This is a genomic window from Candidatus Methylomirabilota bacterium (assembly GCA_028870115.1).
GTDB lineage: Bacteria > Methylomirabilota > Methylomirabilia > Methylomirabilales > Methylomirabilaceae > Methylomirabilis.
In genome coordinates, this window is sequence record JAGWQH010000064.1 from 46,511 (window position 1) to 58,919 (window position 12,409).

The 12,409-nt window shown below is 57.8% G+C and carries 19 protein-coding genes; 5 read left to right on the plus strand and 14 right to left on the minus strand.

Translation table 11 applies throughout. The features are described 5' to 3' along the window. Positions 1–344: 344 nt before the first annotated feature. The 5 genes from KGL31_07210 to KGL31_07230 all read right to left on the minus strand — a co-directional run bounded on the left by KGL31_07210 (position 345) and on the right by KGL31_07230 (position 4,648). Positions 345–1,604, minus strand: coding sequence for a glycosyltransferase family 4 protein (locus tag KGL31_07210; protein MDE2321690.1), 1,260 nt, complete (start codon positions 1,602–1,604; stop codon positions 345–347). Continuing rightward, on the minus strand, positions 1,604–3,364 hold the full coding sequence (locus KGL31_07215; protein MDE2321691.1) for a carbamoyltransferase: 1,761 nt from the start codon (positions 3,362–3,364) through the stop codon (positions 1,604–1,606). The genes KGL31_07210 and KGL31_07215 overlap by 1 nt, the downstream gene beginning before the upstream one ends. Positions 3,365–3,409: 45 nt before the next feature. Beyond that, positions 3,410–3,700, minus strand: coding sequence for a hypothetical protein (locus tag KGL31_07220; protein MDE2321692.1), 291 nt, complete (start codon positions 3,698–3,700; stop codon positions 3,410–3,412). Between the two features lie 457 nt (positions 3,701–4,157). Continuing rightward, positions 4,158–4,415 carry a type II toxin-antitoxin system HicB family antitoxin gene (locus tag KGL31_07225; GenBank protein ID MDE2321693.1) on the minus strand — a complete coding sequence of 86 codons (258 nt, stop codon included), beginning with the start codon at positions 4,413–4,415 and terminating at the stop codon, positions 4,158–4,160. Then, positions 4,412–4,648: a type II toxin-antitoxin system HicA family toxin gene (locus KGL31_07230; protein MDE2321694.1), complete on the minus strand. Its 237-nt coding sequence runs from the start codon at positions 4,646–4,648 to the stop codon at positions 4,412–4,414. Before KGL31_07230 ends, KGL31_07225 begins: the two co-directional genes overlap by 4 nt. A 459-nt stretch (positions 4,649–5,107) precedes the next feature. Here KGL31_07230 and KGL31_07235 point away from each other — a divergent pair, with 459 nt between their 5' ends. Together KGL31_07235 and KGL31_07240 are read left to right on the plus strand one after the other, a co-directional pair. Then, entirely contained in the window at positions 5,108–5,383 is a 276-nt protein-coding gene (locus KGL31_07235; protein MDE2321695.1) for a hypothetical protein, read from the plus strand. Next, entirely contained in the window at positions 5,376–5,738 is a 363-nt protein-coding gene (locus KGL31_07240) for a type II toxin-antitoxin system PemK/MazF family toxin (GenBank protein MDE2321696.1), read from the plus strand. Before KGL31_07235 ends, KGL31_07240 begins: the two co-directional genes overlap by 8 nt. A 587-nt stretch (positions 5,739–6,325) precedes the next feature. Here KGL31_07240 and KGL31_07245 read toward each other — a convergent pair. Further along, complete coding sequence (locus KGL31_07245; protein MDE2321697.1) at positions 6,326–6,565, minus strand: type II toxin-antitoxin system HicB family antitoxin; 240 nt, start codon at positions 6,563–6,565, stop codon at positions 6,326–6,328. 364 nt (positions 6,566–6,929) lie between these two features. After that, positions 6,930–7,832 carry an ATP-grasp domain-containing protein gene (locus KGL31_07250; protein ID MDE2321698.1) on the minus strand — a complete coding sequence of 301 codons (903 nt, stop codon included), beginning with the start codon at positions 7,830–7,832 and terminating at the stop codon, positions 6,930–6,932. A gap of 306 nt (positions 7,833–8,138) precedes the next feature. Between KGL31_07250 and KGL31_07255 the strand changes: the two genes are divergently transcribed. Together KGL31_07255 and KGL31_07260 are read left to right on the plus strand one after the other, a co-directional pair. Next, a complete protein-coding gene (locus tag KGL31_07255; GenBank protein MDE2321699.1) occupies positions 8,139–8,363 on the plus strand; it encodes an AbrB/MazE/SpoVT family DNA-binding domain-containing protein in 225 nt (74 codons plus the stop codon). Beyond that, positions 8,353–8,658 carry a type II toxin-antitoxin system PemK/MazF family toxin gene (locus tag KGL31_07260; protein MDE2321700.1) on the plus strand — a complete coding sequence of 102 codons (306 nt, stop codon included), beginning with the start codon at positions 8,353–8,355 and terminating at the stop codon, positions 8,656–8,658. Before KGL31_07255 ends, KGL31_07260 begins: the two co-directional genes overlap by 11 nt. On the opposite strand, the gene KGL31_07265 is transcribed toward KGL31_07260, so the two are convergent. The 6 genes from KGL31_07265 to KGL31_07290 form a co-directional block, all read right to left on the minus strand. Then, positions 8,643–9,131, minus strand: coding sequence for a DUF3368 domain-containing protein (locus KGL31_07265; GenBank protein ID MDE2321701.1), 489 nt, complete (start codon positions 9,129–9,131; stop codon positions 8,643–8,645). The two genes, KGL31_07260 and KGL31_07265, sit on opposite strands and share 16 nt — an antisense overlap. Then, complete coding sequence (locus KGL31_07270; protein ID MDE2321702.1) at positions 9,124–9,375, minus strand: UPF0175 family protein; 252 nt, start codon at positions 9,373–9,375, stop codon at positions 9,124–9,126. Before KGL31_07270 ends, KGL31_07265 begins: the two co-directional genes overlap by 8 nt. Beyond that, positions 9,376–9,528 (minus strand): hypothetical protein, encoded by a 153-nt coding sequence (locus KGL31_07275; GenBank protein MDE2321703.1) that lies wholly within the window; start codon positions 9,526–9,528, stop codon positions 9,376–9,378. A 325-nt stretch (positions 9,529–9,853) separates the two neighbouring features. Continuing rightward, positions 9,854–10,297 (minus strand): type II toxin-antitoxin system VapC family toxin, encoded by a 444-nt coding sequence (locus KGL31_07280; protein MDE2321704.1) that lies wholly within the window; start codon positions 10,295–10,297, stop codon positions 9,854–9,856. Then, a complete protein-coding gene (locus tag KGL31_07285) occupies positions 10,282–10,488 on the minus strand; it encodes a hypothetical protein (GenBank protein MDE2321705.1) in 207 nt (68 codons plus the stop codon). The genes KGL31_07280 and KGL31_07285 overlap by 16 nt, the downstream gene beginning before the upstream one ends. Before the next feature lie 505 nt (positions 10,489–10,993). Then, positions 10,994–11,224 carry a hypothetical protein gene (locus KGL31_07290; GenBank protein MDE2321706.1) on the minus strand — a complete coding sequence of 77 codons (231 nt, stop codon included), beginning with the start codon at positions 11,222–11,224 and terminating at the stop codon, positions 10,994–10,996. Between the two features lie 265 nt (positions 11,225–11,489). On the opposite strand from KGL31_07290, the gene KGL31_07295 reads away from it, so the two are divergent. Continuing rightward, on the plus strand, positions 11,490–11,780 hold the full coding sequence (locus tag KGL31_07295) for a hypothetical protein (GenBank protein ID MDE2321707.1): 291 nt from the start codon (positions 11,490–11,492) through the stop codon (positions 11,778–11,780). Positions 11,781–11,908: 128 nt separating this feature from the next. Here KGL31_07295 and KGL31_07300 read toward each other — a convergent pair whose 3' ends face one another. After that, positions 11,909–12,061 carry a hypothetical protein gene (locus KGL31_07300; GenBank protein MDE2321708.1) on the minus strand — a complete coding sequence of 51 codons (153 nt, stop codon included), beginning with the start codon at positions 12,059–12,061 and terminating at the stop codon, positions 11,909–11,911. Between the last annotated feature and the right edge of the window lie 348 nt (positions 12,062–12,409).

The window sequence follows — 12,409 nt, forward strand, 5'->3', positions numbered from 1 at the left end:
TCGGGAGAGGTCCTCTCTTCGAAATACCGCTATTAGTCGACGCGGGCAGCGCCCTCCTCCGCGCTACTCGAATGACTTTGCCCGGTTTGCAACCTATCAATGTCACCGGTACCGGTCAGTTTGAGCCCGTGTGGTCCGTCGAAGCGGTCCTTCACATGCTACGCCTGCAGGAGAGATAATCCTCGATCTCTTGTCCTTCATAAAGCGTTTCCTGATACGCGCACTATATCCTTGGAGACCGCACCGGCCCCACTGCCGCCTCGCGTATTATACGCGTCCGGCCATTTATTATAACCAATTGTTTCCCGATTCTCAACTTGCCTGCTATGCTCTCCCAATCGATCTTACTGCCGGCCGCTGACGAGGCCAGTGAGAAGTTCGTGATAGGCCCGCACCGCAACCGGCCGATCGAAAGCCTCAGAGGCCTTCCGAGCGTTGGCCGCCAAGCGCTCCAGCAGCGCCCGGTCGCCGTACAGCGTCCGCAGTCGAGCGGCCAGCGAACCCGCATCGTCTGGCGCCGCAAGCAGGCCGCAACCCTGTTGTCGCGTAATCGCTGCCACCTCCGACTCGTCGTCTACCGCCGCCACATACGGCTTTCCAGCCGCGAGGATCGAGTAAAGCTTCGAGGGGACGATGAAGCCGGAGAGGCCAGGTTTGAGCGAGATGACGAACAGATCCGCAGCGCCGTACGACTCCCGCATTCGTTCCCTGGGCAGGAACGGCAGGAAGCGGATGTTCCTGGCTCCAACCCTCTGAGCCCGAGCTTCGAGCCCGACCCGCTTCGCCCCATCTCCGACAAAGATCAATTCGAGCTTCGGACACTCCGGCGCGAGCAGTACCGCCGCGTCCACCAAGGATTCGAGTCCCTGACTCAGGCCAAGGTTACCCGCATGCATCACGACGAACCGGCCGATAAGCCCGTGTTCCCGTGCAAAGGCGCTGTCGCGTGCTCCCCCGCCCAGCGCGGCACGGTCACCCCAGTTGTGGATCACGGCGACCTTCGCCGGGTCCGCCCGCCGCAGCGACACAAGCCGCTCCTTCATCGTCTCACCGAGCGCGACTACCCGCGTGGCCCTGTGAACCAGGAGGCGGTTCACACGCTCCAGCGCCCGCTCGATCGTAGGGCTGCGAAAGTCATCAAGCAGCCGCGCCACCTCAGGGAAGATATCCTGACAGAGAAAGACGAACGGGACCCGCCACCGTCGGGCCCACGCCAGGGCGGCCAGCCCAAGGATCGGCGGGTCGGTCAGACTCATCACGACATCCGGTCGGCGCGCCCATCCGCCGGCCAGCGTCGCGGAGGCAAAGTATGACACGTAGTTCGCCGCCCGCCCGGCGAACCGCGCCTTGGGAAGTCTGGTCCCAGCAGCGCGTACGACGGCGACGCCGCGCACAGCTTCTTGTCGCACCAGACTCCAGCCTGCCCCCTCTGTACCGTTGTCGGACCCGTTCGTGCCATTCAAACTGACGGTCGGAGGGCCGGCCACGACAGTCACCTCCCAGCCGTAGTGGGCAACAAGGTCCTCGCACAGCTCGGTGAGGAGCTGACCCGTTGCTCCCAGGTCCGGGTAGTAGGAGCGATTAAAGACAAGCAGGTGCGGCATCAGATCGACGTCTCCTTCTCCACCACCCAACTCCCCATCACCACCAAATCCATATCCGTCCGCAGAAAGCAGTCCAGCGCTTCCTCGGGCTTATGGACGATCGGCTCATTCTCGTTGAAAGAGGTGTTGAGGAGAACCGGCACGCCTGTCAGCTTCTCAAACGCCTTAATAAGATGCCAGTAGCGAGGATTCGCATCACGGCTGACGGTCTGGAGTCGCCCGGAACCGTCCACGTGGGTCACTGCCGGGATCATGTCCCGCTTGTCCGGACGCACCGGATAGACCTGGATCATGAAGGGGTCCGGGACCGCCCCGACGAAGTATTCGTGCACCGCCTCTTCGAGTACCGACGGCGCGAACGGCCGGAACTTCTCCCGACATTTGATCTTCGTGTTGATGATCTCGCGCATATCGCAGCGACGCGGGTCGGCCACAATGCTCCGGTTGCCGAGGGCGCGGGGACCCCATTCCATCCGCCCCTGGAACCAGCCAACGACCTTCCCTTCGACAATCCGCTCCGCCGTTACGCGGCACAACTGCTCCTCATCCCCAATCTTTCGTACCCGGCACCTCTGCTTGTTGAACTCGTTGCCATACGCTTCCAACACGTGACGTATCTTTTCTTCTTCACATTCCGGCCCCCAATACGCATGTTCCATCACAAACCTGCGCGACCGCCCGAGTACGTGATGCTGAACGTACAGCGCCGCGCCGAGCGCCGTGCCGTTATCTCCGGCCGCCGGCTGGATGTAGACCTCCTGGAAGGGCGTCAACTCCCGAATCTTCCCGTTCATCACGCTGTTCATGGCGCAGCCTCCAGCGAGGCAGAGCCGCGAAAGCCTCGTCTTCTCGTAGAGAGCGTTCAGGACGTGGAGCACCGCCTCCTCGAAGACCACCTGAAGCGACGCCGCAATCGCCTCGTACCGGGGCGTGAGGGGCTCTTCGGGCTTGCGGGCCGGCCCCAGGAGCTGCTCGAGCTTCGGCGTGTACACGGTCCCCATTGTCGGCTCGCCATCGTCCCAGGTCATGGTCACCCCCTCAGAGTAGTGACGGAAGTAGCCGAGGTCGAGCTCGAAGCGGCCTTCTGGTTTCAGTTGGATAAGCCGGCGGAGTTCGCTGACGCAGTCAGGCCTCCCGTACGGCGCAAGCCCCATGACCTTGAACTCATCGCCATACTTGGGAAAGCCCAGAAACTGGGTGATAGCCAGGTATATGAGCCCGAGAGAGTGAGGAAAGTAGATCTGGTCCAAGACCCCGAGCGTGTGGCCTCGCCCGATGGCCGAGGAGGTGCTCACAAAATCACCAAACCCATCAATGGCGCAGACTGCCGCCTCTTCAAAGGGCGATACGAAGAAGGTGCTCGCCAGGTGCGCCGGGTGATGCTCAACCCGGCGCACCTTTGCCGTGATCTCCTCCCTCTTTACTCCTAACGCCTCACTCAAAACACTCGCCACATCCTGGACCCGCCCGGCATTCTTTAGTCGATCCGTCACCAGCCCAAGGCTCGGTCGATTTCGCACCGCGAAAATCGCTTTCCGGAGCAGGTTCGCCCGAGGATCCCGGGATACGGCAACGTGATCTACCTGCTCCGACGTAATGCCCGCCATCTCGAGGCAGATGCGGATCGCCTCACGCGGGAATCCCGCCCAGTGCTTCACGCGGCGGAACCGCTCCTCCTCGACGGCGGCGACGAGTGCGCCATCGCGAAGCAACACCGCCGACGCATCCCCATGATAGGCGTTAATCCCGAGGATGATCATCCTGTCCCCACCACCAGACCGCCAGGAAATGAATCGAGGGGTTGCTTATCGTCCCACCACTTCCGAACACAACTCAAGGTTGTCACCCACTTCGGGCCGAAGGGTATAGCCAAGCCCGGCAAGCAACCGTATTTCTCCCTCGTCATCATAGACGGCGCCCTCCATGACCACGGTGTTTCTCACGTGATTCAGAGCCAGATGCTTGCGCAGATAGGCCAGGTTGCGGGGAAAAGGCTCGAACGCCACCACGCGGCCGGCGGGTCCCACAAGGACTGAAGCGACCCCACGCACATCCTCACCACACTGCCCGCAGACCCTGGCCAGCGGCCTCAACATTATCACGTCCCTGGGACATACACTCTTCATCCAGGTACAGACGCAGCACTTGGAGCCACGATGTCTTCTATATACAGACAGAAGGATTGTATCACAACGCTGAATGGAATTCCGAAGCGTCGCGGCATCTGCGGGACAGGTCATTTTGTCTTACAGCCTTCTAGTTCCCGAAGCCCGGCCACGAGCCCAGCCGCGACAAATACCAGAATAAAACCACTGACCTTCCACGTCTTCATCAGAAGACAATTTCCTCTGGAGAGGGTTGGCATATCGAAGGGCTCGCCCTGAACGGATAGTTGTGCGGTACGTTTTTCATTACTCATGCAAGCTTCAATAGGCAAGAACGGAGATTGAATAGCCAGGGTGCAGCGCGCTGACGATCAGTTGGTGTAGAGTCACGCACTCCTTTGGTGGAGTGTTGGGCCGGAAGGGACTTCGGAAACCGGAACAGCACTATCTATGCGGCAACACGAACCGAGGTATAGATCAGTCTGCCTTTGACAGTCACCCGTCTCCGGGACGGTGTTGGGATTGGTTCGCCGTGTTTACGCAGACTCCCGAGGTAGCTGGCGATGGCTTCTCTCGTATTACTCATCACTGCTTCAAAGGTTTCCCCTGACGTTGAGCAGCCCGGAAGATCCGGAACCTCAGCGTAATACCCGTCCTCATCAACCGTGATATGAATCGGATACTCAAATTGTTCCTTTGGTTTCATATTGTCTCGATGACCTCCAACACTTTCTTGACATCTTTCGGGTGTAAGGTATTACGCCCACCGTGAGGTCTTATCAACACCAATCGCTTCCCTTCTTTCAAAAAAGTATAATGCGATCCAACCGTATTGTCTACAGCCCAATTGTAGGCTTCGAGTATACGCCGCGCGTCAGCAAACCGCACGTTACGAGGGTTCGCCGTTATCCGTTGGATGAGCTTTTCAATTCGACTCATATACACGCTTGAGAACCGAGATATCGCTCAAGGCTTCATGCTTCGCAGCTCCCAGGAGAGCCCCTGGCCTTCTGACCCACGAGGCAACAGGTTCGTCCTCTGCCCTCCCCTGAGGACGACTTGGTAGGCCACCGGTAGTGTATCGGTTCCTCGACAGCGTGGCCGACCTCGTCGTCCCAAATCCCCCCAATCCCCCTTTCACAAAGGGGGGCGAGGGGGGATTTCAATCCCGAAGTGCCGACATAGGTTACCATTCCCTTTCTCCACCCATATCATCGAGATTATGAGCCGCGATTCTGCGGAGCTGTGAGCCTCCATGCCACGCCGGCCCCGCCTCACTCACGAGTGAACCTCCCAGCCGTTCGTCCTGAGGCTATCGCTCGCATCGCGATTATTGCACCTTTTCGTGATTGACAAGTCACCCATAATGTATTACATAAAATCGAAAGGAGGTATCACATGAAGACCAAGGCGTCACCAAAGACCATCCGCCGGAGTGTGGCTCTCCCCCGCCGGCTCGTCGAAGAAGCGAGCGCGATGGCGCCCCGAGATCTGCGCAAGAACTTTAACCGCCTCGTGACCGTGGCCTTGCAAGAGTTCGTTATCCGACAAACGACGCGTACGTTCGAGGACGCAATGGCCTGCATGGCAGCCGATCCCGCAATTCGGGCTGAATGTGCTGCAATCGGCAGGGACTTCACGATTGCCGAAGGGGACGGGCTGAAGGATGATTAGCCGCGGCCAGATCTACTTTGTGAACCTCAGCCCCACCCACGGCCGGGAACAAGCCGGAAGACGTCCCGTCCTGGTGGTCTCAGCAGATGCGATCAATCGACAGCCACTGGTGGTCACGGTGGTCGTCGGTACCGACGCGGAGAATATACCTCGTGACTACCCGACAAACGTCCGCATGACGGCTCAGGAAACCGGTCTTCAGAGGGATACTGTATTCCTCTGTTTTCAAATTCGCTCGTTGGATCCTATCCGTTTCCTTGACCTCAAGACCCATCGTCCAAACCTTGCGGGAACCGTACCTTCCGCTCGCATGGCAGAGATAGAGGAAGCTCTCAGGTTGGCGCTGAGCTTGTAAGCCTTCCGCCTCACAGTTTTTCACGCCGCCCCCTGGTGCTCCTACCTTCCTGCTCATTACTACCCGTAACTCTATCGCTCTTCCCCGCCCGTGCCCGCCCGCAGCGCCAATTGCCTGGCCAATCGGCCTGCCTGTGCGCGGCACGCAGACAGGTAATGCATCGGGTCTTCGATAGCGTGGCCGACCTACTCGTCTCAAATCCCCCCAACCCCCCTTTCACAAAGGGGGGCGAGGTCAGAGCGGCATGATGAGATTGCACCGGGTCCGAAATGGCACATGCGACAGGGTGCTTGATCGCGTCGATCTTCTTCGTAATTTGTAGGTTGCTGTTACGAGATCAGACCGAGGCGTTTGGCGTCAGCGAGGTTCCATCCCACCGCTTCAAGCACGCTCTTGAGTGTCTTGCGTGTGAGGGTGTCACTACCGTGATGGTAATGAACGACAAGTCAGTCGGCCGTCCTCATGCATGTAAATCCGCCCGCCTGTTCGGGTAGATCGGCGGAGCGTGAAGCCGTCGCGTTCAAGAGCGGTGATGAGGTCGCTGACGGGAAGATTCCTGAGGAGGTGGACGAGCTCGCCCGCCTCACTCATACGACGACAGCAAGAGCGGGGATCTCGATAATTTCTCCATTGGGAGGAGGTTGCGGGATAGGCCGGCCTGCTTCACGCAGGGTAAAGATGTAGGCGTCGATGGCTTCCTGCAAGGCCTTGACGGCTTCCTGCTGCGTATATCCCCAGGTCGCGCAACCGGGGAGAGAGGGCACGACAGCGCTCCACCGACCGTCTTCTTCCTGTTCGACTTCAATCGGATAGATAAATGTTCTCATTGACAGTCCTCTTCAAAACACATTTCATTATAAATCCCTCAGAGCCTGTCCTGCAAACTTCTTGTTGTGCTTTCACGGACTTAGCCTTTTCTCTTGTTTTATCTGCCTTCCGTCAGCCGCCCGTTACGCCTCACTCACGACTCAACCTCCAAGCCGTTCGTCCTGAGGCGCTCGTTCGCATCGCGATTATTGAACGGACTACACCGCTCGGCTTTCTTCGAATGCCAAGATTTCAACAGTCACCTTTTTTTCTTAACCGTATTTTCTCCGTGTGGGTGAACGAAAGAATATACCTCCCAGCTCGAATCTTTGCGCGTATTGGTTCTATATCCATCTTTGACTCTTGGTGATATTGCTCTGGCGCTCACACGCGGCGCCGAATGAGACGAGAGAGCAGCAGAGGAGGATCGAACAGTGTATGCCGCAAGAACAGACGCTGGTCATCGCTGAGTGTGCCGCCACGCATGGCCTTCAGGGCCACTTGAGCGAGCGACACGCTCTCATCTGTGACGGTGCGAGCAGCCGAAGTGGTCCCGGTCAGAATCCACTCAAGCCCGGCGCGAATGAAGTTCAGGCCCATCAACGTGAGGGCATTCATGCTGCCCCAGACTCTTGGATTGGCTTCAATGAGATTCAGCTCTCCGGTCCTCGAGTCCACGCGAGCATCAATGTGCACGATCCCCGACAGGCGTAACGCCTCTGCTATCGTGGCGGCACGGTGCACGAACTCCGAGTTGTGAACGAACCACAGACGACCGTCGATATACGTCTGCACGGCGTGGTGGAGAATACGGCCGTCGATGCCGAAGACGCTGATGTCAATATCGTGACCCGGCACAAAACTTTGGGCGACAAGCGGCTTGAACGCGTAGTTCTGACCTAGAACGGTTTCCTGATAATGCTCCCGAGAAGTGATCACCCGGAAGCCTGCGCTGCCCTCCTTGTCGGTGGGCTTGATCACGAACGGGTATTTGAGTTCCTCGCCCGGCCAGTTTCTGGACAGATCATATTTATCGTCGAATACCTTCGTCCGCGGCGTCTTGATTCCCAATGCCGTGCACAGGTTGAAGAATGCCCACTTGTCATCAAGTTGCGCCACCGCGTCGAGGCTGGGCACTGGGAACGTGAGCACGCGCGGTCCGTGCGCCACCGCGACACTCTTGACGCTGGCCACGTCAACCGGCACCAGAATCACTTCCTCGAACGAGGACTGCAAGGCGCAGAGGTGCAGGGCGGTGGCGTGGTAGTCGGACTCGTCTGAGAACATGTGCCGTACGCACCACCTCGAGCGAGCAACCCCTTTTACGGCCGCAGGACCGACGAGGACGAACTCGGGCCTGGAAAGCGGGAGTGCCCGTACCGCATTCCAGCAAGAAGCGGGGTTGGAGCCAACGATACAGATCTGTCTCGGCATCCGCAGATGAACGCGTCCTCTCGGTCAATGATGTGGATTCCGGGCCCCATTCCCGATGGCTGCTGCCGTGTCTATCGATGGCCTCTTGCGAGCAATATCGGCTTGATATTACGGACTATTTCTTATATCTTTACTGTAAAGAGTAAAGGAGGCTTTACGATGCTTACGAGCAAGCTTTCCAGCAAGGGTCAGGTAACCATTCCGAGGGAAATTCGTGAGACCGTTGGCCTGAAGCCCGGCGATACGATTGCCTATGATATCTACGACGGCGTCGTGACCTTAAAGCAGATTGAGCCCTTTGACGCCGCATTCCATGCGACGCTTTCCCAGACCCTCGACGAATGGGCCACCCCCGAGGACGAAGAGGCGTTTCGTGATCTCTGAACGATGGGATGTGGTCATTGTCCCCTTCCCTTTTACTGAAAGAGCGGACAGAAAACGGCGACCTGCATTAGTACTCAGCACTACGGCATTCAACAAAAACGGACAGACCGTTCTCGCCATGATCACAACCACCACTCACCGACCGTGGCCCGGGGACACTGTCATCGAGGAGCTTGGCGAAGCGGGACTCACCATGCCGTGCATAGTTCGCCTAAAAATGTTTACCCTCGACAACCGTCTGATCATGAAAAAGATCGGCCGCTTGTCGCCGATTGACCGCTATTCTCCAGCCTGAGCCAGCACCATTGCTATGAGTTCGTCGCTCAGCCACTGCCCGGAGGCACGCAAGCTCTCGAGGACCGGTCGGACAGCCTCGAGGTGTCCAGCCTGTTTGGCTTTGATAAGCACACCCACGGTCCCGGTGTACGTGAGGCGGTTGAGCGCTGCCATCCGGCGCGCTAATTGGTCGTCCAGGATCAGCAAGCTACCCGGATGCTCTAGCCCCAAGGCGATGACTTCCGCCTCTCCGGAACCCAGATCTACTACAGCAGGAATGAGTGCCCGCGATTGAACGGTCTTCACCGCGACCCACGGTAACGTTGGGATATCGGGAACACCCACTTTTGCCATGGCACCGGCCTCAAGCTCAGCCAGCACAGCAGGAGGTGTCACGATAGCTCCGTACAGAAGCTGTAACAAACCGAGGTGGCCAACCAGATGCAGGTACAGGAGCGGCGAAGTATTCGCAATGATGAGCCGTTCAGGCATTCGCCACGTCCGCAGCAAGCTCCTCGGCGGTCAGGGTAAATGGGGAGACCCGGTAGCGCCCCAGGGCGGAAAGGAACTCAACGCGAGACATCCCGGCTAACTGGGCAGCTCGCCCGGACGACAACTTACCCAGTTCGAATAACTTCACCGCGGCCAGCAGCCGGAGATCCCGAGAGAAAGACTCGGGGTCTTGCTTCAAGCTGATCAGGGTTTCCTCGGGAATTTCAATGTGCATAATCGGCATTCAATCACCCTCTCCTCTCGGGTCAGGCTTGCTTACCATCACAACCACCACATGCTTGCCGTCCCACAGGTCATTGTACCACCAAGAGAACAGCTTGGCGCCAGCGAATCGAGCGGACCTGTGAACTTGATCCGGATCCGAAAGCGTTTCCACGATCCGCCCGACTCCTCACCCGCATAGTCAATTGCGTAGCCAATCGGCCTGCCTGTGCGCGGCACGCAGACAGGTAATGCATCGGGACCTCGATATAGTGTCCAACATCCTCGCCTCACTCACGACTCAACCTCCCAGCCGTTCGTCCTGAGGCTCTCGAAGGACACGGCTGGGTGCTCCCGTCATGGGCCGACACGGTCGACAGCTCACGGTCGCCGCTGACCGGCGTCCCAAGAACCTACAGCAAGGAGGAAATGAATCGAGGGGGTGCTGTCAGCCACCGCCCTGGCCCCACTCCCCACTTCCCGGTTTCCCACCCCACCTTTTATCCTGAATCCGGCGCAGCAATAGCCAATCCTGGCAAGCGGCCGGCAATGCGTCGAAACTCACCCACATTATTGGTGATGACCGTTGCCCCGATCTGTCTTGCGGTCAACGCGATCAAGAGGTCGTCGATTGCCCCCAGCCGATCGCGAAGTCCGGAGCCATCCCCATAAAGAATTCGAAACAACTGGCCGGCATGGTCAAAGAGTTGCGGAGCCGGCGCGATGAGTCGACCAGCGGGGAAAGCCGCCTTTATCCGGTCCACAGCCCTGTTGCGGCGTGGTGTGTTCGCGCCAAGGCGAAGCTCCATCAAGACGACTGAAGAAAGAAAGCGGATGATATCGCCGACACGGCCAAATACCCAATCAGCGTAGAGTTCGTCCCGCAGATAATCGACAAAGATGTTCGTATCGAGAATCACCTTTCCGCTTACAGGTACGGCCATGGCCTCCGGTCTGCTTTCAGGGTTCCTTTCAAGGGTCTCATCGCTGTGACGATGCGTTGTTCCTCCATGAGTAATGACAGCGTCCTGTCGATGGCCTCTTGCTCGGTTGCAACGCCGAAATAACGTTTGGCAAAGTCGATCTTCCTCTGATCTAATCTGAGATGCTTGTGCTTCAACACCGCTCTTTGCATGGACAGACCTCCTTTATGTACATAGCTTGTACACAAGCTACCATGCATCCTCTCTTAGCGCAAGCCCGCTCACCTCTTACTCCCCACTCCGTTGTCCCCAAGCCTTCCTTGCCTTCCCTCACCCGGCGCAACCGCCTCCTCCTGCCATCCCCGATCTCTCACCCAAGCGCCACAATATCGCTCTCTCTACATCTTTATTGGGTCACATGTGATTCACGGGCTAACGATTCCCCGCCCGCATCTGCCTGCGTAGCCAATTGCGTGGCCGACCTCGTCGTCTCAAATCCCTCCAACCCCCCTTTTATTACGGGGAGCACTAACTAGATTGCACTCTTGCACGACATCTCAAACGGCCTCCCCCTTTAAAAAGGGGGATTGAGGGGGATTTTCTGATCGTTCAAATCCCCCCTTGCCCCCCTTTACGAAAGGGGGGAGCAAGCTATTTTATGCTCCGAGTAATAAAAAGGGGGGGGATAAGCGAGGAGGAAATGAATCGAGGGGGTGCTCATCGCGCTACCACTTCCGAACACAATTCAAGATTGTCGCCCATCTCGGGCCGAAGGGTATAGCCAAGCCCGGTAAGCAACCGACAGCACTCGGTATGCAACTGCGGGCCGTGGGTAGACAGGAAGATGAGCGGCCGCTTCTCTGTCAGGAGTTGGATACCCCTTCGAAGGACCGCATGCTCGGCGCCCTCCATGACCACCGTGTTCCTCAGCATCCATCGCTTGCTCATGTTTACTCTGAAAATCCCCCACGACTGAAATCCCCCCGTGCCCCCCTTTGCCAAAAGGGGGGGTTGGAGGGGATTTTCATGATGCACGGATGGGCCGAAGGGCCATAACGAATCAACCCGATCGGTTCAATGCCGACGTGTCAGTAAGACTGAAGCAGCGCGTAAACTTGCCAGGCAGGGCGAGCGTGTATGCGCCACGGTCAATGATTAAGCCTTGACTCCACAGCAGAAAAAGCCGTACAGTCACCAGAGAAAGGAGGATGCGATGGCGAAAATCGAGATCAGCACCACTGAGCCAGAACGGGTACTCCCCGTCCTTCGGGATGCCATCGAGCGGCAGAGGCGCCTCCTCTCGCAGAGCCTCGCCCGAACCGAGGAGAGGATTCAGCAGTTGGCCACTCATCTCCACGTGAATTCCGACCTCCTCCTGGCTGGAGAAATCCCCCATCCGGAGGAACAGGATATGGACCTCCTGGAGCTGGAGGGAGAGCTGGAACTACGCCGTCACTTACAGGAGCAACTGGAGAGCCTGGACCGCCTCACGCTATGTCCATAAAAGACTACCTGGCTACACTCCAGGCTCTCCTGGCGGCAACGCCTTTTGTCACGGGTACCTCCCTCTCTTACGAAGAACGGCCTCCTTCAGCCGGCTTGACCACGGGTTGCGTCCGCTTTATTGATGGCTCACAACTTGACTTCAAAGAGTTCCTCAGCAGCCAACCGACGCTCCACGTGATCAAATATGGCTACCACTACCGAATAGGTGATCACCTTATCTTCCACTATGACAACGCTAATGACCCAGCGGCAAGACACCTTCCGACGTTCCCGCACCATAAGCATGTCCCCGCTGAAATCCTTGCAATCGAACAACCCTCAATAGAACAGGTATTGCAAGAAATCGTCTCACAGCTTAAATTTCTATAAGACTTCCCGAGTGAGGATTAAGTTCACCAGTACCCCTCGTACCCCCTTACTCCAGACTCCTCACCCGCAGAGCCAATTGCCTGGCCGACCTCGTCGTCTCAAATCCCTCCAACCCCCCCCTTTCATAAGGGGGGGGATAAGCGAGGAGGAAATGAATCGAGGGGGTGCTCATCGCCCTACCACTTCCGAACACAACTCAATATTGTCGCCTATCTCGGGCTGAAGAGTATAGCCAAGCCCGGTAAGCAGCCGACAGTA

Bases quoted from the DNA above. Each gene is read 5' to 3' on its own strand.
- KGL31_07210 (MDE2321690.1), bottom strand. From the start codon at position 1,604: ATGCCGCACCTGCTTGTCTTTAATCGCTCCTACTACCCGGACCTGGGA.
- KGL31_07215 (MDE2321691.1), bottom strand. From the start codon at position 3,364: ATGATCATCCTCGGGATTAACGCCTATCATGGGGATGCGTCGGCGGTG.
- KGL31_07220 (MDE2321692.1), bottom strand. From the start codon at position 3,700: ATGTTGAGGCCGCTGGCCAGGGTCTGCGGGCAGTGTGGTGAGGATGTG.
- KGL31_07225 (MDE2321693.1), bottom strand. From the start codon at position 4,415: ATGAAACCAAAGGAACAATTTGAGTATCCGATTCATATCACGGTTGAT.
- KGL31_07230 (MDE2321694.1), bottom strand. From the start codon at position 4,648: ATGAGTCGAATTGAAAAGCTCATCCAACGGATAACGGCGAACCCTCGT.
- KGL31_07235 (MDE2321695.1), top strand. From the start codon at position 5,108: ATGAAGACCAAGGCGTCACCAAAGACCATCCGCCGGAGTGTGGCTCTC.
- KGL31_07240 (MDE2321696.1), top strand. From the start codon at position 5,376: ATGATTAGCCGCGGCCAGATCTACTTTGTGAACCTCAGCCCCACCCAC.
- KGL31_07245 (MDE2321697.1), bottom strand. From the start codon at position 6,565: ATGAGAACATTTATCTATCCGATTGAAGTCGAACAGGAAGAAGACGGT.
- KGL31_07250 (MDE2321698.1), bottom strand. From the start codon at position 7,832: ATGTTCTCAGACGAGTCCGACTACCACGCCACCGCCCTGCACCTCTGC.
- KGL31_07255 (MDE2321699.1), top strand. From the start codon at position 8,139: ATGCTTACGAGCAAGCTTTCCAGCAAGGGTCAGGTAACCATTCCGAGG.
- KGL31_07265 (MDE2321701.1), bottom strand. From the start codon at position 9,131: ATGCCTGAACGGCTCATCATTGCGAATACTTCGCCGCTCCTGTACCTG.
- KGL31_07270 (MDE2321702.1), bottom strand. From the start codon at position 9,375: ATGCCGATTATGCACATTGAAATTCCCGAGGAAACCCTGATCAGCTTG.
- KGL31_07280 (MDE2321704.1), bottom strand. From the start codon at position 10,297: ATGGCCGTACCTGTAAGCGGAAAGGTGATTCTCGATACGAACATCTTT.
- KGL31_07285 (MDE2321705.1), bottom strand. From the start codon at position 10,488: ATGCAAAGAGCGGTGTTGAAGCACAAGCATCTCAGATTAGATCAGAGG.
- KGL31_07290 (MDE2321706.1), bottom strand. From the start codon at position 11,224: ATGAGCAAGCGATGGATGCTGAGGAACACGGTGGTCATGGAGGGCGCC.
- KGL31_07295 (MDE2321707.1), top strand. From the start codon at position 11,490: ATGGCGAAAATCGAGATCAGCACCACTGAGCCAGAACGGGTACTCCCC.
- KGL31_07300 (MDE2321708.1), bottom strand. From the start codon at position 12,061: ATGGTGCGGGAACGTCGGAAGGTGTCTTGCCGCTGGGTCATTAGCGTT.